Below are 22,038 nucleotides of genomic sequence, written 5' to 3'. Positions count from 1 at the left end.
CATTGCTGTGGTTTTTAAAGGGTTAAGGCTGACAGTCTCAACCCTTTTATGATGGGCTTATGTACCTGCTTTTCAAAAAATGTTGAAAAAATTTGAAAATGTTTACATTTTTAATATAAAATGATAATCGTTGTTTTTTGATTAGAAAAGTGTTACAATAATGACGTTTTGTGAAAAAACATCTTAATTTGGGAGGTTCCTAATGGACAAGAAAGTGCATTATAAATTGCGCAAAGTTAAAAAAAGATGGGTAACCGTTTCTGTTGCATCAGCAATGATGACTTTAGCAGCGCTGTCAGGCGGGCTGGTCAAGGCAGAGTCAGCTGAAACAGTCAGTCCCTCAACGGATTCAAATGCCAATGTTGTTACCACGGCAGAAGAATCTGCTGTAACATCTGCTGATGATGTTACAGCTAACCAAGAAGTTACAAGTCCGGCACAAACAACAGCTGCTGATACCCTTGTTACTTCTGCTGAAAATCAGACTCAGGCGGTAAACGCAACAACTCAGGCACAAACAAGTGCTCAAAAAGAACAAAGCTGGACCGCAGTACAGACAAATCCTGCTGAGACAGCACGTGATGCTGTCAGCCGTCCGGCACAAGCAGCAGATACTTCTGCTGATGTCAAAGTTCTTGAAGGTATGGCCAATGTCAAGAAAGTTAATGGTAAGTATTACTATTATAATGCTGACGGGTCTGTTCAAAAAAATTACACAGTAGCTGTCAACGGAAAAACCTTGTATTTCGATGAAACCGGTGCTTATACCGATACATCAAGTGTCAAGGTTGCTGCAGAATCTTCTTCGGCGGCCGCTGAAAATTCTTTTGCTAAATACAATCAAGTATACAGCACTGCGGCTGAAAACTTTGAACAAATTGATAACTATTTGACTGCGGAATCTTGGTACCGTCCTAAATACATCTTAAAAGACGGCGTGACTTGGACTGAATCAGAACAAGATGATTTTCGTCCGCTTTTGATGACTTGGTGGCCGGATAAAGAAGTACAGCGTCAATACGTTAATTATATGAGCAGCCAGCTTGGACTTGATAAAACTTACAGTGATTCAGCCAGTCAGGCAGAGCTGAATTTAGCTGCACAGATGGTTCAAGCTAAGATTGAAGAAAAGATTTCTGTTACGCAAAATACACAATGGCTGCGTGAGACAATCTCTGCTTTTGTTAAAACACAGTCAGCCTGGAACAGTGACAGTGAAAAACCGTTTGATGATCACTTGCAAAACGGTGCTTTGCTTTATGATAACGAAAGCTCATTGACACCGTATGCGGACTCTGCTTACCGCATTTTGAACCGCACACCGACTAATCAAACCGGTCAAAAAGATCCGCGCTATACAGCCGATCCGACTATCGGCGGCTATGAATTCCTGCTGGCTAATGACGTCGATAATTCTAACCCAGTTGTTCAGGCAGAGCAATTGAACTGGCTGCATTTCTTGATGAACTTTGGTTCTATTTATGCAAATGATCCTGATGCCAATTTTGACTCTATCCGTGTTGATGCCGTGGACAATGTTGATGCTGACTTGCTTCAGATTGCCGGCGACTATTTAAAATATGTCCAAGGGATCAATAAGAGTGACAAAAACGCTAATGACCACTTGTCTATTTTAGAAGCCTGGAGCGATAACGATACTCCATATCTGCATGATGATGGCGATAACATGATCAATATGGACAATAAGCTCCGTTTGTCTTTCATTTGGTCATTGGCACGGCCTTTAAATGTTCGTTCAGGTCTTGAACCCTTGGTTACCAACAGCTTGGTTGACCGTACAAATGACAGTGCTGAAACAGCTGAGATTCCGTCTTATTCCTTTGTACGTGCTCATGACAGTGAAGTGCAGGATCTGATTCGTGATATCATCAAGGCTGAAATCAATCCAAATTCATTTGGATATTCATTCACAGAAGAAGAAATTGAAAAAGCCTTCAAGATTTACAACGATGATCTGAAAGCAACCAATAAGAAGTATACTCACTACAATACGGCTCTTTCTTATGCCCTGATTTTGACCAATAAATCCAGTGTTCCGCGTATTTATTATGGAGATATGTTTACTGATGACGGTCAATACATGGCTAACAAAACTATTAATTTTGATGCCATCGAAAGTCTTTTGAAAGCTCGTATTAAATACGTTTCCGGCGGCCAAAGCATGAAAGTGAACTACCTTGCTAATACTGACCGTACAAAATGGGATCAAACTGTTCTGACATCTGTTCGCTACGGTAAAGGTGCAATGACTGCCACTGAAACAGGCGACCAATTAACGCGTCAGTCAGGTATTGCCGTTATTGAAGCTAATCAGCCAAGTCTTCGTCTCAATCAGGATGAACGCTTGGTAATCAATATGGGCGCAGCTCATAAAAACCAAGCTTACCGTCCTTTGATTTTGACAACGGACAATGGTGTTGCAACCTATAACACCGACCAAGAAGCAGCAGCGCTTGTCCGCTATACCAATGAAAACGGGGAATTGATCTTTACAGCTAACGACATCAAGGGCTATGCCAATCCTCAAGTATCAGGCTATTTAGCTGTTTGGGTACCGGTAGGTGCAAGTGATGACCAAGATATCCGTGTTGCTCCTAGCGAGACAGCCGCAACAGACGGCAAGTCTATTCACCAAAATGCCGCTCTTGATTCACGTGTCATGTTTGAAGGCTTCTCTAACTTCCAAGCATTTGCCACAACAAGAGAAGAGTACACCAACGTTGTTATTGCTAAAAATGCAGACAAATTTGCTGAATGGGGAATTACTGATTTTGAGATGGCGCCGCAATATGTCTCATCTACTGACGGAAGCTTCCTTGACTCTGTTATCCAAAACGGTTACGCTTTTACCGACCGTTATGATTTAGGTATTTCAAAAGCTAATAAATACGGTACAGCTGATGACCTTGTCAATGCTATTAAAGCTCTTCACAGCAAGGGAATCAAAGTCATGGCTGACTGGGTGCCGGATCAAATGTACGCTTTCCCTGAAAAAGAAGTTGTTTCAGTAACGCGTGTTGACAAATACGGCAATCCTGTTTCAGGATCTCAAATCAAAGAAAGCCTTTATGTAGTTGACAGCAAGAGTTCAGGAAATGACCAGCAGGCTAAATACGGCGGTGAATTTTTAGATGAACTTCAGGCTAAATACCCTGAATTATTTGCCAGAAAACAAATTTCAACCGGTCTACCCATGGATCCGTCGGTGAAAATCAAGCAATGGTCTGCTAAATATTTCAACGGTACCAATATTCTTGGACGCGGTGCCGGTTATGTCTTGAAAGATCAGGCAACCAATACTTACTTCAGCCTTGATGAGGATCATCTCTTTTTGCCAAAACAATTGCTGAATCAGGAAAGTCCAAGCGGCTTCGTCTATGACGGCAAGGGTTATATCTATTATTCAACCAGCGGCAATCAGGCTAAAGCTGTCTTTATCAGTGAAGGGGATAACTGGTATTACTTCGATGCTGACGGTTACATGGTAACCGGTGTTCAGGTTATAGACGGCGACAATTACTACTTCCTGCCAAACGGTGTGCAGTTAAGAGATGCTATCTATGACAACGGCAATCAGGTTCTGTCTTATTACGGCAACGACGGTAAACGTTATGAGAACGGATATTATCTCTTCGGCCAACAATGGCGTTATTTCAAAGATGGTGTCATGGCAGTCGGACTGACTGAGGTTGATGGTGCTGTTCAATACTATGATGCTTCCGGCTTCCAAGTCAAAGGTGAATTTGTTACTACAAAAGATGGTGAAGTAAGGTACTTTGATCAAAACTCCGGTAATCAAATCACTAATCGCTTCGTCAGAAACGCTCAAGGCCAATGGTTCTACTTTGGTGCTGACGGTGTTGCCGTAACAGGTGCTCAAATAATCAACGGACAGCACCTCTACTTCAAAGCTAACGGTGTTCAGGCTAAGGGTGAGTTTATCACGGATCGCTACGGCCGCTTGAGTTACTATGATGCTGATTCAGGTGATCTAATTACTAATCGCTTTGTCCGCAATGCTCAAGGCCAATGGTTCTACTTTGGTGCCAACGGTGTTGCCGTAACAGGTGCTCAAACAATCAACGGACAGCACCTCTACTTCAAAGCTAACGGTGTTCAGGCTAAGGGTGAGTTTATCACGGATCGCTACGGGCATCTCAGTTACTACGATGCTGACTCAGGTGATCAGATCCGCAACCGTTATGTCAGAACGTCTGATGGCAGACTGTACTATTTCGATAATAATGGCTATGCTGTAACCGGCTGGAATACCATTAACAATCGCAGATTCTATTTTGACCGTAATCATCAATACCGTCACGGAGGTCTCTCACGGCAGAGAGATGCCTTCCGCAGTCAATATCGTATCAGCCGTGGTTACAATACCTTTGGCAATCTCTATCATTTCTTTTATCCGTTCTTTTAAGAAATGAGCAGAAGCAGTGCAAGCCCATTTTATCAGACCGTTCTGATTAACCTTACAATTATGTAAGATTAAGACATCCAAGTGTAAGGCTTGGGTGTCTTTTTTGATATAGAATAAAGGTATCCAAAAGGAAGTGACCTTCCAAATGAATTAAGGTATAATGAAAAAAGGAGACATTATGTTTTTAGAAATTAATCATTTAGAAAAAGTCTTCCGCACGCGCTTTTCAAAAGAAGAAACACGCGCCCTGCAGGATGTCGATTTTAAAGTTGATAAGGGTGAATTTATTGCCATCATGGGAGAGTCCGGCTCTGGTAAGACGACCTTGCTGAACATTTTGGCGACTCTTGAAAAGCCGACCAACGGAACGGTTATTTTGAACGGTAAAGACATTACCAAGATTAAGGAAGGAGAGTTAGCCGGCTTTCGTCTGAAAAACCTGGGCTTTGTCTTTCAAGAATTTAACCTGCTGGATACGCTCTCTGTCAAAGACAATATCTTTTTGCCGCTGGTTCTGGACCGCAAGAGTTATAAAGAAATGGAAACGCGCCTGCAGCGCATTGCGTCAAAGCTGAGAATTCAGGATTTATTGGAAAAGCGGCCCTTTGAGCTTTCCGGCGGGCAAAAGCAGCGAGTTGCTATCGCCCGTAGCTTAATTACTAACCCGCAGATTCTCTTGGCAGACGAACCGACAGCAGCTCTTGACTACCGTAATTCAGAAGATCTGCTGAATTTGTTTGAGACTATTAACGCTGACGGTCAGACCGTTTTGATGGTGACCCACTCGGCCAATGCAGCCAGCCATGCCAAGCGTGTTCTTTTTATCAAGGATGGGCGGATTTTTCACCAAATTTATAAAGGAAACAAAAACAATCAGGAATTCAGCAAAGATATCTCACTGACCATGTCAGCTCTTCTAGGAGGTGAGTAGGATGTTTTATATCAAATTAGCTCTCAATAATATCAAGCAGTCCTTCAAGCATTTTGCCCCTTTCTTTCTGGTCAGTGTCACAACCTTTTTATTCAGCGGTATCACACTGCTCATTTTGCTGAGTCCGGCTGCTAAAAGCATGGGGACTGGTACGACTGCCTTAGGATTGGCCAATGTCATTCTGACTATTTTTGCCGCTATCATGTGTCTGTACAGTTATAATTTCCTCTTAAAACAGCGCAATCAGGAATTTGGACTTTATAATATTCTGGGAATGAACAAGAAGCAGATTATCTGGCTGTCAACGATAGAATTAGCTGTTGTTTATCTGATAACAATGGTTTTGGGCGTTATTTTAAGTATGGTTTTTGCTAACTTTTTTAACCTGATTTTTGTTAATCTGGTACACTATAACCAACTGAATTTTTCCATCAATCCCAAAGCGTTTGTTGTAAATATTCTCTTATTTGCAGTTATTTTTGTTCTGCTTGAAGCAGTCAGTGCCATTAAAATCCACCGGGCATCGGCGCTCAATCTTTTCGGCAATCAAAGCCAGGGTGAGCGTGAACCCAAAGGCAATATTCTATTAGCTGTTATCGGTGTTTTGGCTCTGGGCTATGGTTATTATTTGTCTGTTTCTTCAGTACATTTGAGCGCTCTCACAGGGATTGTGCGCTTTTTCCAAGCTATCTTAGCGGTTATTTTGGGAACCTATTTATTTTATATCAGTTTCATCACATGGTATTTGAAATTCCGCCGCAAAAGCAAACGCTATTTTTACAAGCCTGAGCATTTTGTTACAACATCGCAGATGATTTTCCGCATGAAGCAAAATGCTGTCGGGCTTGCCAACATTACACTCCTTGCTATCATGGCTTTTGTGACGGTTTTTTCAACAGTTGCTCTCTATACCAGCAGCGAAAACCTTGTTCAAATGAGTTATCCTAAGAATACGATGATTGATTTTTATCATATCACTAACCGTAAAGAAGCAGAGGAGCAGATTGAGACAAAGGCTGTTCTTCCGCTTAAACATGCAGACAAAAACTTTCATAAGTCCTTTGATCAATACCAGTCAGTGGACTTTGCTGTTCCTTACGGCCACTCTAAAACCCTCAATGTAGGACGCTCATTTGTTTCGAACAGTCCTTCTTATAAGAATATTGATAAAGTCGGTGCGATAGAGATTATTACTCAGGATGATTTCAGAAAGCTGGGCAACAAGGTCAAGCAGCTTGCTGCAGATGAGGTTGCTTTTTATAATAACAACCAGAACCAGTCCTTTCATTTTGATAAAGTTAATTGGCTGGGCCAGCATTATAAAAAAGTTGCTTCTGTTAAAAGCATCAAAAATATGAAGACTTCAAATATCGCTGTTCCGGCAGGGCTCCTCATCGTTTCTGATGACAGCGTAATGGCAGCTATGACGAAAGCCTATAATCAATTAGCCCGAACACCATCTACTTATTCTTACTGCGCTTATGCTAATCTGTCTAAAAAGGAACAGCAGGTCCTAATGGATCTCTCCACGAAAAATGACGGTGCTCTCGTCAATCAAAAAAACGGCCTGTTTGCCGCTCTTTCAACTGCTCAGGGTTATCGCGAGGAAGTCTTGAAATTGTCCGGCGGCTTTCTTTTTACAGGTTTTTTACTGGGGATAGCTTTCTTGCTAGGAGCCGCTTTGATTATTTACTATAAGCAGCTATCCGAAGGGACGCAGGACAAACGCTCTTATAGGATCCTGCAAGAAGTAGGAATGAGTTTAAAACAGGTCAAAAAGACCATCAATTCACAGATTATCCTGGTCTTCTTTATGCCTTTAGCTGTTGCTATTATCCACTTTATCTTTGCGCTACCGATTTTAAAACAGCTCCTTCTCTTATTTGGTGTGCAGAGCGACCGGCTGATTTATACAGTCAGCGCACTGACTATTTCCGGCATACTAATCATTTACTTTATCATTTACAAAATCACCAGCAGAACGTATTACAAATTGATTGAAAGATAGAAGAAGTGGCGATTTTTCGCCGCTTTTTTGGTAGAATAAAACTATGAAAAAGCATGGAAAAATTTATATCGTTGAAGATGATATCACCATCGTCAGCCTGTTAAAAAATCATTTAGGACAGCACTACCATGTCAAAAGCGTGGATAATTTCAGGGCTATTTTGCAGGAAATCACCGAATTCAAACCGGATGTAGTGCTCATGGATATTACCCTGCCTTACTTTAACGGGTTTTACTGGACAACCGAAATCAGAAAGCATCTGCTGACCATGCCGATTATTTTTATCTCCAGTGCGGATGAAGAGATGAATGCCGTTATGGCAATGAATATGGGCGGCGATGACTTTTTAAGCAAGCCGTTTTCGCTCCCAATCCTCGATGCTAAAATCGCGGCTTTTCTGCGCCGGGCTAATGAATTTACCAAACAGAGCCATCAAATTGAGGACTTCGAGCTGACGTTGGACGGGGTGCTTGCCAATACTGAAAGGCAGGAAAAAATTCAGCTGACACCGACAGAAACAAAGATTCTCTCTTTGCTGATTGACCATAAGGGCGAAGTGGTGACGAAAGAATCTCTTCTTAATCAGCTGTGGGAAGGCGAGGAATTTATTGATCAAAACACACTCAGCGTCAATATGACCAGGCTGCGCAAAAAGGTGCTGGCACTGAATTTTGATAAAATTCATACAGTCAGAGGAGTGGGGTATCTAATCAAATGATCAGAGCGTTTTTTAAAGAATACAGCTCTTGGTACAGCCTGTACTTAGTGCTTAGTTTAACTTTTGGGCTGACCTTTTATCTTTATCATCTGCCGTTTTCTTACTTTATCAGCAGTTTCATTTTTAATCTTACCATTTTGCTTATTGTCAGTTTGTATTGGTACTGGAAATTTTATCAAAAATTAAAAAGCCTGCACCATTTTCTGACGGTCAGGGAATTGAAAAATTTGAGTTTTCTGCAGGCCCCCAGCGATTTGGCTTATCAGGCAGCACTTGCAAAAGTGTTAGAAGAGCAGCTGGATGACAGACTTTCTTATAAGACACGGGAAGAAAATTTGCAGCAGCTCATCAAAATGTGGTCCCATCAGATGAAAGTGCCGATTTCTGCAATTTCCTTGATGGCACAGACCAACCAGCTGAACCAAAGCGATGTCCAAAGCCAGCTCTTGAGGCTGGAAAATGATTTAGCCCGCCTCTTAAACTATGTCAAATTCAGTCAGAATCAAAGTGATTTCCGTTTTGAAAACTGTCAGGTTCGTGAGATACTTATTGACTTGATTAAGAAAAATCAGATTTTCTTTTTACAAAAAGATATTTCGGTAAATATCAAGGGTGACTGGGAGCTTAAATCAGATAAAAAATGGCTGAGCTTTGTCTTTTCGCAAATTTTGGATAATGCCATTAAGTATAATAAAAATGGCGGCCGTATCACTATTTCGATTCAAGAAAATCAGGTGCTTATTGAAGATACGGGCATGGGGATTCTAAAAGAAGATCTTCCCAGACTTTTTGAGGAAGGTTTTACGGGTTACAACGGGCATGAACATCAAAAAGCCACGGGATTAGGTCTTTATATGGCTAAAAAGATATTGAACAGTCTTGAGCTGGACATTGCTGTTGACAGTCAGATTGACCAGGGAACTCAAGTTTACATCACAAGGAAAGGAGCATTTCCCCTTTCGTGACGGCAAATGCTGTCTTGCCCTGAATATTTTAGAAATCGGGCAGTTAAAAATTAGACAGTCGTTCGGAATTTCAGCGACTGCCCTTATAAAAAGAGACTAAAAGTGTTGGTATTCTTTGCTAAGAATTCAAACTTTCGGTCTCTCTTTGTTTATTTGGACTAATAGTGGATAACATTGGCTTCTTTTTGAATCTTACGGATAAGCGGCTGGGCTTCAGGGCTCAAAAAATAGCTTAGACTTGTCGGAGGAAGAAGCTCTTTTAAGATGTCCATATTGCCTTCTTTGAGAGCCTGCCGGACGGTTGAAGCACTGATTGGGCCGCTTTTATAAGCTTTGCGAGGAATCACTAGGCACTCAATACCGTGCTTAGGAAGTTCCTCAAGCATGATCTGATTGTAAATACCGGTAACCAGACTTGTCGGCTCCTCACCGACATAGCGCTTTTGGATGCCCAAATGCTGGGCGATACGCGTAAAAATGGCCAAATCAATGCGCGCCTGACTTTCAATAACAGCTGCCTGATCTTTTTGGAAATAACTTGGGAAAGTTGATTTGCTGATGATATATGGACCGGTTTCATGGTAGCAAATATTGGCTAGATGAGCAGTTCCTTCTAAAATCAGTCGTTTGCGAATTTCAAAGGGGATAAGGCTGCTGTCTTCGCTGACCATAAACAGGTGCAAAACATCATTGTCGGCAGCTGCTTTTTCAACCAAGTACTGATGTCCTAAGGTGAAAGGATTGGCATTAATCACTAAGGCAGCAGCAGTTGAAGCTTTACGTTCTAGCAGCTGAAGGCTTTTGAGGTAACGGGTGAAACCATCTTTCTTATTTTCCATGAACACAATTTGATTATCAGCTCTGGCAATTTCATAAAAACCTAAATCACCAAAAAATTTCGCTGTGCACGGTTTGGTATAAAGAAAGATATGGGTATTGCCGCGCTCGAACTGAATGTTAATGAGATGGGTGACAATTTCATTGAGCAGTCCTTCACCTTGGTAACGGCTGCTGACGCTTAAACAGCGAAGCGTATTGCCAAAACAGCTGCCGGTCGCAATAACATTGAGGTCATTATCAAACATAGCACAGGTATAATCCAGATTGGCATCCCGGTGAATGCCTTCTTGTTCCAGCAGGGCATCAATCTTTTGCAAACTGTTTTTATCAGAAGGGTAAATTTTTGAAATCGGATAAGTTGACATGGCTGCTCCTTTATAAATAGAGATTGTTTGCAAGCAAAAAGAATGCAATTAAGCGCTGACATTTCTTCTATTTTAACACTAACTAAGCATTTTTTAAACACAAACAGGTATCCGAAACACTTTTAGAACCTAAAATGCCTTTATAAACAGTTTTAATTGTGTCATAATAAAAAGGAAGCTTTAGGATAAGAAGGAAGGATTATGATTTTACAAATCGCTTTTACACTTTTAGTAGGCCTTCTGGGCGGACTAGCCGCCAAAAAGCTGCAGGTTCCCGCACCGTTTATGATTGGCAGCATGGTCGCTGTGGCTGTTTTTTCCATCCTTACTGGAGAAATGAAAATGGAAGCCTCCTTAAAAATTTTTGCTCAGATTGTCAGCGGTGCCTATATCGGACAGCAGGTTTCCAAAAAAGATCTGCTCAATCTTCCTAGACTGGCCGTGTCTATCGCCTCTTTGATGCTGCTGTTTACTGTCAATATGATAGTGATGGGTTTTGTGTTTATCCTATTTTTTAACATGGACGCTGTAACGGCCTTTTTATCCTGTCTGCCCGGCGGAATTGTTGATGTCTCTCTCATGAGTATTGATATGGGAGCGCAGTCGGATATTGTTGCTACTTTGCAGTCTGCCCGGCTGGTAGGAATCTTAATCATTTTGCCGATGTGGGTCGCTTTTATCACGAAACGTTTTGCTCCTGATGATCAAAAAAACGAGACTGTTCTTTCTTCTTCAGATATGGTAAAAAAGGACATGTCCGAAGAAACGTTCGAAAATAAGCGGTCTTTAAAAGACGAGTGGCTGAATAACGCCTTGATTTTGGCAGTTGCCAGTGTTGGCGGCTTGATTGGACTGTGGCTGGATATTCCGGTCGGTGCCTTAATTTTCTCTCTTATTTTTTCCAGTATTCTAAAGATTATCAAAAACACCGCTCAGCTGACAAAGGCTATCCGCTATGTGGCGCAGGTCTGTGCCGGTTCACTCATCGGCATTAATTTCACGCAGAAAAGTCTGATGGAATTACGCCATTTAATCATCCCCATCATTTTGCTGCTGACGAGCTATCTGATTATCAATGCTTTTTTTGGCTTTGTTATGTACAAGAGGGGAATCTTAGATTTGCAGTCTGCCCTTTTTGCGTCATCGCCGGCTGGGGCAACAGATATTTCCCTGCTTGCCGGAGAATTAGGCGGGGATATGCCTAAAATTGCAGGGATTCAAATCAGCCGCACCCTTTATACCGTTATTATCATGCCCATCTTAGTAAGATTCATTGTGCATTTTCTGTAAGGACAAAAAGAAAAATTAAAAAAACGAACATGCTGAGGACTCCTCAGCATGTTTGCGCTTATTTCCAAGTAATAACTGTACCGGTTATTTTAAGAAGACCGCTATGGATTAAAGAAGGCCTTCCAAAAAAGCAAAGTAGAAGGTCAAAGACAGCAAATCAGCAGAGCCTCCCGGGCTTAAATGGCGCTCAATCAGCTTTTGGTTGTAGGCACTCATCCGACCGGCCAGATCTTTAGACGGTGTGTTTTTTAAGAGAATCTCAGATTCCTGTTTGACCTCTTTCCAAGCGGTAATCCCGCCGCGGTGAATGAGATTGCCGTCCTCAACGAATGACATAAGGTAAAGCAGCAGTTGGAGCTGTACGGCATTTTTGTCTGTTCCTTTTCTCAGCTCCTGTCTTAAAAACGGCAGGGCTTTTTGCGTCAGTGAAGCATAGCCGCTAGCGGCTTCTCCGCGGGGACCCTTGATGCCGTGTTCAAGAAATAGGCGTTCGCCGTGAGTTAGTTCAGATTTCTTTTCCAAATGGTTTAAATCATGGTCAACCAAGCGTTTAGTCATGCCAGCGGCTAAGGTGCAGACAGCCTGACTGTCAGCAGGAGTGAAACACGGTCTTCTCTGCAGCAGTTCAGGATGCTCAGCCAAATAAGCTCCAGTAGCGCCGAGCAGCAAAGCAAAGGAAAAGTTAACTCCTTTGTGGGTATTGATCCCTAAAGTAGCAGTAAACATAGCCGACTCGGCCTTAAGGCCTAAGGCTCTGAGACGATGAAAGAGCTGTTCGGGCTGTTCGTCATGGTAGGTCCAGCCGGTTTGAATATAGAGGCGAAAAAAAGGTTCAAGTGCCATAATGCTGTCTGTAAAGGTATAAAAGTCCATATCATCATGGGCGCCAGTATCATAACGGTCTACCAATCCGGGCTTTGGAGACAGAGCCAGTTCATATAAAAGAGCCTTGGCAGCCAGACTGCTGACATGCTCAAGGTTTTCGTTAATGGTGCCCATCTTGCCGGCTTTCCATTTGCTGCAGGATAAATTCTAAAGAAGAATTCAAATGTTCATGTGTAATCAGGGTGATTTGTTCAACATCTCTGTTGCGCATACCGCGGTAGATAATCCAGTGCTCTTTTAAAGCACGTTTACGTCTCTCTACAGAGCCGATGGAGATCTCCCTGAAGTATCTTAGATAAGTCTGCAGTTCCGTCACAATCTCCCTCAGACGCAGCATCTGACTTTTACGGTAGATAAGGTCGTTAAACTGGTTAAAGTTATCCAGAATGGTTTCGATATCGCCGTCATCAATAAATCCTTCACAGTCGGTCAGGATTTTTTTCATTTCTGCAAAGTCTTCCTCGTTCATCAGATACATAGCCTTGGTTGCTGCTAAGGTATCCAAAGCCTTGCGAATATCAAAAATCTCGATAGCATCTTTTAAACTAATGCCGCGCACAATAATACCGCGTTTGGGAATATGCTCAACTAATTTTTCTTCCTGCAAAACCCCCAGCGCATAGCGAATCGGTGTCCGGCTGATATTGAGTGCTGTTGCCAGTTCTTTTTCATTGATGCGGGAACCGGCAGGAATCTCGCTTAGGATGATCGTTTTTCGCAAGGCCTCGTAAAAGGCAACTTTCAAAGGAACATTCTGTGATAAATCTAAATTGTTCTTCACAGCATTTACAACTGAATTCATGAATTCTCCCTATGTTTTTAATCTTAATTTTATTATACCGAAAATAGTCAGCTTTTTCCAAAAATATTTATAAAAAGGACTTAGGGCAAACTGCCCCAAGTCCTTTATTAAGAGAATCGGCTGCAAACAAGCTGCGATTTTCTTATTTGCAACTATACAGTTATTTTTATTGCGGAATGTAGAACGGCAGACGTCCGATAAGCAGGATTGTTACGATAAAGATGGCAAACACCACAACTGCATATTTAGCGGATTCTCTTTGCCATTCGCCCATATCCAAACCTGTCAAACGAAGCAGCAGGTAGATGAAGGCAACCAGCGGACTCAATAAGTGGAAGGCTTGTCCCATCAAGGAAGCTAAGGCCATCGCCATATTGTCAAATCCGTATTTGGCACCAGCTTCTGCCAAGACCGGCATGATACCGTAGTAGAAGCCGTCGTTTGAAAGGAAGAAGGTACCTGGTGCAGAGATAAGGGCAATAACCAGACCCCAGAAACCAGCGAGTTGTTTTGGAATAATTGTTGTAAAGCTTTGAGCAAGAGCACCAGCCATACCGGAACCTTGGAAGAGTCCCATGAAGATACCTGCAGCAAAGACCAAGATAACAACTTGAACGGCATCGCCGCCGTTTTCACCGATACGTTTTGATTGATCTTTTAATTTAGGATAGTTGACCATCAAGGCGATACAGGTGCCGACTGCAAAGAGGAAGAGTGATGGCATTTCAATAGCCGGGATAAAGGATCCGGCAACCAGCCAAGCAATTAAGACAATTGTCAGGATGCCATTGAAGACAAAGTTTTGAGGACGGCGAATAGCCATTGTATCAGGATCATTAGTTTCGATTAAGGATGAAATTTCATCTTCAGATAACTCAGTGATTCCCAAGCGTTTGCGTTCTTTTTTACCCATGCTTCTTGCAACGAAGAAGATGACATAAAGGAGTGACAAAATCATACCTGGTGCAAGATAACCAAGAATTTCAGAACCAACATTTAACACGGACATGGCACGGGCTGTTGGTCCGCCCCAAGGAAGCAAGTTCATGATAGTGTTTTGCAGAATAATCAAGACACCGAGGTTCATGACTCTCATGTTAAGTTTTTTATAGATAGGAAGAAAGGCCGAACAACAAATAAGAGTAGTAGTTGTACCGTCACCGTTTAGCGAAACAGCAGCTGCAACGACAGCAGTGGCCATCAAGACTTTCATTGGATCGCCTTTAGCAAAGCGAATCATCTTTTCTGTGATAGGATCAAAGAGGCCTGCATCCAGCATCAGTGAGAAATACAAGATGGCAAACAGGAGCATAATCCCTGTGTTAGCAGTATTACTGATCCCGTATAAGATCATAGGACCAATAGCTGTCAAGTTGTTTGCTATTTTATCGTCTCCCAGGAATTCGACAAAACTTTGGTCAGCTTTAAAGTCTGCGACTCCTGTCAGAATAACAATAATAGTAGCCACCAGAGGAACTATTACCAATGCCGTGAAAGGCGACATTTTCTTCTTCATGACAACATACATGAAGACGATAATCATAGCATACGCTAAAATTGTTAATAACATAAGTTATCTCTCCTTTTTAATCTTTCTTATCTAAATCCAATGAAAAACACAGAACTTAAACAAGAAGCAAGATTTTTTGTACAAGACTAGTATAAATGAAAGCGCTTAAAAAAGGAATAGCCTTTCTGAAGAAGAACACAAAAAAAACATTTTGAAAGGGCTTTAAAAAAGAACACAAAAAAGCCATGAAAATTTTCAAATCCAGTATATAATAGGCTTAGAAGCGTTGTTTCGGCAAAAAATACTTGCCTGCTGCCCAGTTAAAAAGAAAGGAGAAACAGATGGGTCTTTTTACGCGGTTGTTTCATAAATCACAGGAACCTGTTGAAAAAGTAAATGATAACAAGTCTGAAAATAATTTGAATTCCTTTCAGACCGAATGGGAACCGATCCCTGCTTTTATCCCAGCCGATAAATCTGATTATCAGTTGGTCAGTGTTATCGCGACAGCCATTGCAGCCGGTGATTATCCTGACAGTCAATTTGCTGTTAAAAAGATTTTGCAGCGCAATCCTGAAGCTTTAAAAGTTTCATTGATTGCTGCCAGTCTCGCAGCTGGGGAATCTCCGGATTGCCAGTTAGCCGTTAAAAATATTTATCAAAAGAAATAAAAAAGGAGGCATTTGTTAATGTTACGTAAATTTAAAATCTCAGTAGATGGTAAGGAGTATCTGGTTGAAATGGAAGAAATCGGCGGAACACCGGCACCAGCTGCAGCTCCGGCAGCGCCTGCGGCTCCAGCTCCTGTTCAGGAAGTACCAGCAGAAGCACCAGCACAGCCTAGTCCGGCTCCAGCTCCCGCAGCGGCTGCACCTGCCAGTGCTGATGCTATGCCGGCTCCAATGCCCGGAACGATTTTGAAAATCCTTGTTAATGTCGGTGATGCAGTTGCTGAAAATCAGCCGTTGATGATTTTGGAAGCCATGAAGATGGAAAACGAAATTGTCGCCGGATCAGCTGGTACCGTTTCAGCCATCCATGTAACACCGGGACAAGTTGTCAACGCCGGTGACGGCCTAATCACAATCGCTTAGAACAAATTATATTAGAAGGAAGTGAGTTTGTGGAAACTTTAATTTCAGGAATTACATCCATTACACTTCCCCAGATTATTATGATGCTCATCGGAGCCGTTTTGATGTATCTGGGGATTAAAAAGGAATATGAGCCGACACTTTTAGTACCTATGGGACTTGGAACGCTCTTGGTAAATTTCCCCGGCACCGGGGTTTTGACCCAAGTCGTTAACGGTGTTAAACAAGAAGGGGTCTTTGATATTCTCTTCAAATTCGGGATTAATACAGAGCTTTTCCCTTTGCTGATTTTCATCGGGATTGGTGCTATGATCGACTTTGGTCCCCTGCTTCAAAATCCGTTTATGCTGCTTTTTGGAGCGGCGGCTCAATTCGGGATTTTCTTTGTCGTTGTCGTAGCTGTCATGGCCGGTTTTGATATCAAAGAAGCCGCTTCAATCGGTATTATCGGTGCAGCAGACGGACCGACATCCATTTTCGTCGCCAATCAGCTGGCCCCCAAATTGTTAGGGCCGATAACCGTTGCAGCTTATTCTTACATGGCTTTGGTTCCTATCATTCAGCCATTTGCTATTAAACTGGTAACGACCAAAAAAGAACGCCAAATTCGCATGACTTACAAAGCAGAGAGCGTTTCAAAACTGACGAAAATCCTGTTCCCTATCCTTATTACGATTGTTGCCGGATTTATCGCACCTATTTCCCTGCCTTTGGTTGGATTCCTGATGTTTGGGAATCTCCTGCGCGAATGCGGTGTATTGGACAGACTGTCACAGACCGCACAAAATGAATTGGTCAACATTGTCAGCATTTTGCTGGGCTTGACCATTTCGGTTAAAATGCAGGCTGATTTGTTCCTGAATGTACAGACTCTGCTGATCATCTTGTTTGGTCTGGTAGCTTTCATCATGGACTCGGTCGGCGGTGTTCTCTTTGCTAAAATTTTGAATATCTTCCGTCACAAAAAGATCAATCCAATGATCGGTGCAGCCGGAATCTCAGCCTTTCCAATGTCCAGCCGGGTCATCCAAAAGATGGCAACAGATGAAGATCCTCAAAACTTTGTTTTGATGTATGCAGTAGGAGCCAACGTTTCAGGACAGATTGCTTCTGTTATTGCCGGCGGTTTGCTGCTGTCATTCTTCAGCTGATAACCCTGATAAAAAGAGAGGTAATGATATGAATATGGAAGATTTGCTTCAAGCCTTTGAACTGATGGGCTTGGGGATGGCCGGTATCTTTATTGTACTAGGTATTTTGTACATTGCTGCAGAAGCCCTTATAAAGATATTTCCGGTTGATAAGTAAGGATAAAGATTTAACGAGTAATCCAATATTATTGCGACACCCGTGAGAGCTATCTCACCAGCGCCGCCTATCAAAATATGTGAGGTGAAATTATGGATATCAAACAAACAGCTGTTGCCGGTTCGCTGGAATCAAGCGATATCATGGTAACAGTAAACCCTAGCGATGCTCAAGGCATTACTATCCAATTGGAAAGCAGTGTTGAAAAGCAATTTGGTCAACAAATTCGTAAAGTTATTGAAGAAACGCTTAAGCATTTAGATGTAAAAGCAGCAGCAGTTGAAGCAGTGGACAAGGGAGCTTTGGATTGTACTATTCAGGCTCGGACAATCGCTGCCGCTCACCGCGCCGCTCAAGTAGAGGCTTACAACTGGAAGGAGATTGACTCATGGAACGTTTAAGAAGAACAATGATGTTTGTCCCTGGTGCTAATGCGGCTATGCTTAGAGATGCCCCGCTGTACGGAGCTGACTCGATCATGTTTGACTTGGAAGATTCTGTTTCTCTCAAAGAAAAAGATACGTCAAGAGCTTTGGTCCATTTTGCACTGAAGACGTTTGATTACAGCAAGGTAGAAACTGTTGTCCGTGTCAATGGTTTGGATACCTGCGGTGCCTTAGATATTGAAGCTGTTATCCTTGCGGGTGTTGATGTTATTCGCCTGCCAAAAACAGAAGACGCTCAAGACATTGTCGATGTTGAAGCGGTTATCGAAAAAGTTGAACGTGACAATGGCATTGAAATCGGCCGAACTAAGATGATGGCAGCTATCGAATCCGCTCAAGGCGTTCTTAATGCTCCTGCCATTGCCAAAGCTTCTGATCGTTTAATTGGTATTGCATTGGGTGCTGAGGATTATGTGACAAATATGAAAACGCGCCGTTATCCTGATGGACAGGAGCTGTTCTTTGCGCGCAGCATGATTCTCCATGCCGCACGTGCAGCCGGCATTGCAGCGGTTGATACCGTTTATTCAGATGTCAACAATCCAGAAGGCTTCCAAAACGAAGTCCGCTTAATCAAGCAGTTAGGATTTGATGGTAAATCAGTCATCAATCCTCGTCAAATTCCGCTGGTTAATGAAATTTATGCACCAACTGAAAAAGAAATTCAAAACGCTAAAGAAGTTGTTTGGGCAATTCGCGATGCTGAAGCCAAAGGCTCAGGTGTTATCTCGCTCAAAGGTAAAATGGTTGATAAACCAATCGTTGAACGTGCAGAACGTGTCATTGCTTTAGCGAAAGCGGCTGGCTTGCTTACTGAGGAGGATATTTAAGATGGTAGAAAATAAATTAGGTCGTGATATCCCTCAAGAATACGCTGAGCGCTACGGTGTATTCGAAGGAGAACTCGCACATATTAAGGATTACAAGGAATCAAGCCGACATGTTAAGCCGGTCAAACCTGCTGATGACAAGTTGTTGTCTTCTATCCACGAAGCTATTGAAAAAACCGGGCTTAAAGACGGCATGACTATTTCTTTCCACCATCATTTTCGTGAAGGAGATTATGTCATGAATATGGTGCTGGATGAAATTGCTAAAATGGGCATTAAAAACATCTCCATTGCCCCAAGTTCTATCGCCAATGTCCATGAACCGCTGATTGAACATATCAAAAACGGTGTGGTCACTAATATCACATCCAGCGGTCTGCGTGACAAGGTAGGGGCTGCTATTTCAGAAGGCATTATGGAAAATCCTGTTGTTATCCGTTCGCACGGCGGCCGTGCCCGGGCTATTGCTGCAGATGATATCCATATTGATGTTGCCTTTCTGGGAGCACCAAGTTCCGATGCTTACGGCAATGCTAACGGAACAAAAGGTAAGGCAACCTGCGGTTCACTCGGCTATGCCATGATTGATGCCAAGTATGCTGACCAAGTCGTTATCATTACAGATACCTTGGTACCTTATCCTAACACCCCTATCAGCATTCCGCAGACAGATGTGGACTATGTTGTTGTGGTCGATGCTATCGGGGATCCTGAAGGTATCGCTAAAGGGGCAACACGCTATACTAAAAATCCTAAAGAACTCTTGATTGCTGAATACGCTGCCAAAGTTATCACAAGCTCCCCTTACTATAAAGAAGGATTCTCATTCCAAACCGGTACCGGCGGAGCTTCACTGGCTGTTACACGTTTCATGCGTGAACAGATGATTAAAGACGGCATCAAGGCTAATTTTGCTCTCGGCGGTATTACCAACGCTATGGTGGAATTGCTGGAAGAAGGTCTGGTTGATAAGATTATGGACGTTCAGGACTTTGACCATCCATCAGCTATGTCTATGGATCGCAATGCTGAAAAGCACTACGAAATTGATGCCAATATGTACGCCTCTCCGCTCAGCAAGGGGTCAGTTATCAACCAGCTGGATACCTGCGTGCTGTCTGCTTTAGAAGTGGATACTGATTTCAATGTCAACGTTATGACCGGCTCAGACGGCGTTATCCGCGGAGCATCAGGCGGACACTGTGATACAGCCTTTGCTGCGAAAATGAGTTTGGTTATTTCACCGCTGGTACGCGGACGCATTCCTACCTTCGTTGACAAGGTCAATACAGTCATTACACCGGGAACAAGTGTAGATGTGGTTGTCACAGAAGTAGGTATTGCTATCAATCCTAATCGCCCTGATCTGGTGGAACACTTCAAAGATTTGAAAGTGCCGCAATTTACTATTGACGAGCTGAAAGAAAAAGCTTATTCAATCGTTGGCAATCCGGAACCTATTCAATATGGCGACAAAGTTGTTGCGCTTATAGAATACCGTGACGGCAGCCTGATTGATGTTGTGCACAATGTTTAACATGCTGAGCAGCCAAACCGTTTTTGACGGACCGCAAGTTGACTTAGAGGATATGATGGCTGCACGGGAAAAGCGCAGCTTCAGGCAAAGAGCTCTTCTTGAAAAATACAAAGGACAGAGCTTGCTTTGTTTGACCATGAATATCCCAGGCCCTGTAAAGACATCTCCGGTATTAAATCAGGCTTTTGAAGAGATTGTCACGGACATCAAGCATCAGCTGAATGAAGACACTGTGTTTGATTATTTGCTGATGCTCGATACGGGCTGGGAATATTATCTGATAAGCAGTTTGCTTCCTGAGACATTAAAAAGAAAAATGATTGCTGTAGAAACCGCAAAACCTGTCGGCCGCCTGATGGATTTAGATGTGCTTGCTGTTAAAGCCGGCTCAGTTCAGCCGATCAGCCGGCAGGATTTGGGCTTTGCCGCAAGGCAGTGTTATATCTGTCATGAGGATGCCAAAGTCTGCGGACGCTCGCGCAAACACAGCATTGAAGACATGCGCTCAGCTATCGTCAGCCTGCTTAAACAGCATTAAACGAAACTGCAAGCCGAGTAAGAATCATCAGTTTCCTTAGAATTTTTAATGATTCTTTATGAAACTGATAATTGCTTTGTTTGCTTAATAACCCTTATTTCTTATGAAAGGAGTAGAAATGACTAAAATCCGTATTACGGAGACGGTTTTAAGAGATGGGCAGCAGAGTCAGATTGCAACGCGCATGACAACTCAGGAAATGCGGCCTGTTCTCAAAACTTTAGATGAAGCTGGTTACCACGCTTTAGAAATGTGGGGCGGTGCCACCTTTGACTCCTGTCTTCGTTTCTTAAATGAAGACCCTTGGGAGCGGCTGCGCACTATTCGCAAACACGTCAAAAACACCAAACTGCAGATGCTTTTGCGCGGGCAAAACTTGCTTGGTTACCGCAACTATGCTGACGATGTAGTAACCGCCTTTATTCAAAAATCAATCGAAAATGGGATTGATATTGTCCGTATTTTTGACGCCCTGAATGATCCGCGCAACCTGCAGACAGCTGTTCTTGCGACTAAGGAGGCCGGCGGTCATGCACAAGTAGCCATTTCTTATACCACAAGTCCTGTCCATACAGTAGATTATTTTGTTGATTTATCAAAACAATATGCTGAAATTGGTGCGGATTCTGTCTGTATCAAAGACATGGCTGGTGTTTTGACGCCGCAGACAGGTTATGATTTGGTTAAACGCATTAAAGAAGCCGTTGATCTTCCGCTCGAAGTGCACACTCACGCAACCAGCGGCATTTCAGAGATGACCTATCTAAAAGTAGCTGAAGCAGGAGCCGATATTATTGATACAGCTGTTTCTTCCTTTGCCGGAGGAACCAGCCAGCCGGCCACAGAATCCTTAGTTATTGCTTTGGAAGAGCTGGGCTTTGAAACAGGTATTGATTTGAAGAAGGTTGAAGAAGCAGCAGCCCATTTTAATACAGTACGCGATCATTACCGCAAAGAAGGAATCCTCAATCCTAAAGTTAAGGATGTTGAGCCTAAAACTTTAATTTATCAAGTTCCCGGTGGTATGCTGTCCAATCTGCTCAGCCAATTAACTGAGCAAGGTCTGGCTGACCGCTATGAAGAAGTTCTGGCGGAAGTGCCGCGTGTCAGAGCCGACTTAGGTTATCCGCCTCTGGTAACTCCGCTGTCACAAATGGTCGGTACCCAGTCCTTAATGAATGTTATTTCCGGCGAACGCTATAAGGTCGTGCCAAATGAAATTAAGGACTATGTCCGAGGACTGTATGGCCGTCCGCCTGCACCGATTGATCAGGATATTAAAGAAAAAATCATTGGTGATGAAGAGGTCATCACTGTACGGCCGGCAGATCTCATCGAAGCTCAGCTGCCAACCCTGCGCCAAGAAATCGCCCAGTACGCTAAAAGTGAAGAAGATGTGCTCAGCTATGCCTCCTTCCCTCAGCAGGCTAAAGATTTCCTAGGCCGCCGTGAAGATCCATTCTATGATGTGCCTGTACAGACAGTAGCTGTCAAAATTGATTTTGACTAATAATGAACAGTAAT

19 protein-coding genes are annotated in these 22,038 nt (G+C 42.8%); 15 read left to right on the top strand and 4 right to left on the bottom strand.

The window, feature by feature from the left end:
* Window positions 1–202: 202 nt before the first annotated feature.
* From AC4HAN_RS00520 to AC4HAN_RS00500, 5 genes are all read left to right on the top strand, one after another.
* Entirely contained in the window at window positions 203–4,447 is a 4,245-nt protein-coding gene (locus AC4HAN_RS00520; protein ID WP_491090489.1) for a glycoside hydrolase family 70 protein, read from the top strand.
* 178 nt (window positions 4,448–4,625) lie between these two features.
* Window positions 4,626–5,378, top strand: coding sequence for an ABC transporter ATP-binding protein (locus AC4HAN_RS00515; protein ID WP_491090488.1), 753 nt, complete (start codon window positions 4,626–4,628; stop codon window positions 5,376–5,378).
* A 1-nt stretch (window position 5,379) separates the two neighbouring features.
* Window positions 5,380–7,386 (top strand): ABC transporter permease, encoded by a 2,007-nt coding sequence (locus AC4HAN_RS00510; protein ID WP_491090487.1) that lies wholly within the window; start codon window positions 5,380–5,382, stop codon window positions 7,384–7,386.
* Window positions 7,387–7,429: 43 nt separating this feature from the next.
* Window positions 7,430–8,104 (top strand): response regulator transcription factor, encoded by a 675-nt coding sequence (locus tag AC4HAN_RS00505; RefSeq protein ID WP_491090485.1) that lies wholly within the window; start codon window positions 7,430–7,432, stop codon window positions 8,102–8,104.
* Window positions 8,101–9,069: a sensor histidine kinase gene (locus AC4HAN_RS00500; RefSeq protein ID WP_491090484.1), complete on the top strand. Its 969-nt coding sequence runs from the start codon at window positions 8,101–8,103 to the stop codon at window positions 9,067–9,069. Before AC4HAN_RS00505 ends, AC4HAN_RS00500 begins: the two co-directional genes overlap by 4 nt.
* Window positions 9,070–9,227: 158 nt before the next feature.
* Here AC4HAN_RS00500 and citC read toward each other — a convergent pair whose 3' ends face one another.
* The gene (gene citC, locus AC4HAN_RS00495; protein ID WP_491090482.1) at window positions 9,228–10,274 is read right to left on the bottom strand and encodes a [citrate (pro-3S)-lyase] ligase; all 1,047 of its coding nucleotides are present in this window, start codon (window positions 10,272–10,274) and stop codon (window positions 9,228–9,230) included.
* Between the two features lie 201 nt (window positions 10,275–10,475).
* On the opposite strand from citC, the gene AC4HAN_RS00490 reads away from it, so the two are divergent.
* Window positions 10,476–11,564 (top strand): AbrB family transcriptional regulator, encoded by a 1,089-nt coding sequence (locus AC4HAN_RS00490; protein ID WP_491090480.1) that lies wholly within the window; start codon window positions 10,476–10,478, stop codon window positions 11,562–11,564.
* A 108-nt stretch (window positions 11,565–11,672) separates the two neighbouring features.
* Here the strand turns inward: AC4HAN_RS00490 and citG are convergent, their stop codons facing one another.
* From citG to AC4HAN_RS00475, 3 genes are all read right to left on the bottom strand, one after another.
* On the bottom strand, window positions 11,673–12,563 hold the full coding sequence (gene citG, locus AC4HAN_RS00485; RefSeq protein ID WP_491090478.1) for a triphosphoribosyl-dephospho-CoA synthase CitG: 891 nt from the start codon (window positions 12,561–12,563) through the stop codon (window positions 11,673–11,675).
* Window positions 12,550–13,251: a GntR family transcriptional regulator gene (locus AC4HAN_RS00480; RefSeq protein ID WP_491090477.1), complete on the bottom strand. Its 702-nt coding sequence runs from the start codon at window positions 13,249–13,251 to the stop codon at window positions 12,550–12,552. Before AC4HAN_RS00480 ends, citG begins: the two co-directional genes overlap by 14 nt.
* Window positions 13,252–13,417: 166 nt before the next feature.
* Window positions 13,418–14,821 carry a CitMHS family transporter gene (locus AC4HAN_RS00475; RefSeq protein WP_491090475.1) on the bottom strand — a complete coding sequence of 468 codons (1,404 nt, stop codon included), beginning with the start codon at window positions 14,819–14,821 and terminating at the stop codon, window positions 13,418–13,420.
* A 281-nt stretch (window positions 14,822–15,102) separates the two neighbouring features.
* On the opposite strand from AC4HAN_RS00475, the gene AC4HAN_RS00470 reads away from it, so the two are divergent.
* The 9 genes from AC4HAN_RS00470 (at window position 15,103) to AC4HAN_RS00430 (ending at window position 22,024) form a co-directional block, all read left to right on the top strand.
* The gene (locus AC4HAN_RS00470) at window positions 15,103–15,432 is read left to right on the top strand and encodes a hypothetical protein (RefSeq protein WP_491090473.1); all 330 of its coding nucleotides are present in this window, start codon (window positions 15,103–15,105) and stop codon (window positions 15,430–15,432) included.
* A gap of 18 nt (window positions 15,433–15,450) precedes the next feature.
* Window positions 15,451–15,855 carry an acetyl-CoA carboxylase biotin carboxyl carrier protein subunit gene (locus AC4HAN_RS00465; protein WP_491090471.1) on the top strand — a complete coding sequence of 135 codons (405 nt, stop codon included), beginning with the start codon at window positions 15,451–15,453 and terminating at the stop codon, window positions 15,853–15,855.
* A gap of 29 nt (window positions 15,856–15,884) precedes the next feature.
* Complete coding sequence (locus AC4HAN_RS00460; protein WP_491090470.1) at window positions 15,885–17,006, top strand: sodium ion-translocating decarboxylase subunit beta; 1,122 nt, start codon at window positions 15,885–15,887, stop codon at window positions 17,004–17,006.
* Between the two features lie 28 nt (window positions 17,007–17,034).
* A complete protein-coding gene (locus tag AC4HAN_RS00455) occupies window positions 17,035–17,163 on the top strand; it encodes an OadG-related small transporter subunit (RefSeq protein ID WP_491090469.1) in 129 nt (42 codons plus the stop codon).
* A gap of 92 nt (window positions 17,164–17,255) precedes the next feature.
* On the top strand, window positions 17,256–17,564 hold the full coding sequence (gene citD, locus AC4HAN_RS00450; protein ID WP_491090467.1) for a citrate lyase acyl carrier protein: 309 nt from the start codon (window positions 17,256–17,258) through the stop codon (window positions 17,562–17,564).
* Window positions 17,552–18,439 (top strand): citrate (pro-3S)-lyase subunit beta, encoded by an 888-nt coding sequence (citE, locus tag AC4HAN_RS00445; protein WP_491090466.1) that lies wholly within the window; start codon window positions 17,552–17,554, stop codon window positions 18,437–18,439. The genes citD and citE overlap by 13 nt, the downstream gene beginning before the upstream one ends.
* Before the next feature lies 1 nt (window position 18,440).
* Window positions 18,441–19,976, top strand: coding sequence for a citrate lyase subunit alpha (gene citF, locus AC4HAN_RS00440; protein WP_491090464.1), 1,536 nt, complete (start codon window positions 18,441–18,443; stop codon window positions 19,974–19,976).
* Between the two features lie 4 nt (window positions 19,977–19,980).
* Window positions 19,981–20,514, top strand: a complete 534-nt coding sequence (citX, locus tag AC4HAN_RS00435; protein ID WP_491091105.1) for a citrate lyase holo-[acyl-carrier protein] synthase — start codon at window positions 19,981–19,983, stop codon at window positions 20,512–20,514.
* A 118-nt stretch (window positions 20,515–20,632) separates the two neighbouring features.
* Window positions 20,633–22,024, top strand: a complete 1,392-nt coding sequence (locus tag AC4HAN_RS00430) for an oxaloacetate decarboxylase subunit alpha (protein ID WP_491090462.1) — start codon at window positions 20,633–20,635, stop codon at window positions 22,022–22,024.
* The last annotated feature ends 14 nt before the right edge of the window (window positions 22,025–22,038 follow it).

Source organism: Streptococcus sp. ELY_86 (assembly GCF_058314495.1).
The sequence above is the reverse complement of the archived record's forward strand: the minus strand, read 5'-3'. Positions and strand labels throughout refer to the sequence as shown.